This window comes from Micromonospora sp. LZ34 (genome assembly GCF_052981855.1).
On sequence record NZ_JBRIQN010000180.1, the window covers coordinates 1 to 616 of the forward strand.

Annotated in this window: 1 protein-coding gene; it reads left to right on the top strand. The window is 68.7% G+C overall.

Annotation, left to right across the window (positions count from 1 at the left end; all coding sequences use genetic code 11):
• Nucleotides 1-29: 29 nt before the first annotated feature.
• A partial coding sequence (locus tag ACVCAH_RS38055; RefSeq protein WP_447141041.1) for a transposase occupies nucleotides 30-616 on the top strand: 587 nt, incomplete at its 3' end.

Consider the following 616-nt stretch of genomic DNA (forward strand, 5'->3'; position numbering starts at 1 on the left):
TGCCGGAGGACGAGTCACGCGTGGTCAAGATGCTGCTCGACCACCGCGAGGACCTCGTTGGTGAGATGGTGCGCATGTGCTCGCGGCTGCGGTGGCTGCTGCACGACCTGGACCCGGACTTCGCCGAGACGATTCCGGCTCGCAAGCTGCACAAGCGCCGCTGGGTGACGCATGTGCGCGACTACCTCGCCGCGCAGGCGGGGAGTGTGGGTCTGTCGATCGCCGCGGAGCTGCTCGACCGGGTCGAGGAGCTGGCCCGGCGAGCCGATCAGCTTGAACGTGAACTCCACGAGTTGATGAAGGTCCAGGCGCCGCAGTTGCTGGCGCTGCCTGGGTGCGGACCGCTCTCCGCGGCCAGGATCGTGGCGGAGACTGGCGACGTGCGCCGGTTCCACTTCAGCGGCGCGTTCGCCATGCACACCGGAACCGCACCGATTCCGGCATCTTCCGGGGCGACACACCGGCATCGGCTCAACCGTGGTGGCAACCGGCGTCTCAACGCCGCCGTGCACCGCATCGCGATCACCCAGGCCCGCGTCGATGAGAGGGCCCGCCGCTACCTGGACAACCGCAAGGCGATGGGCAACAGCCGCACGGAGGCGATCCGCGCTCTCAA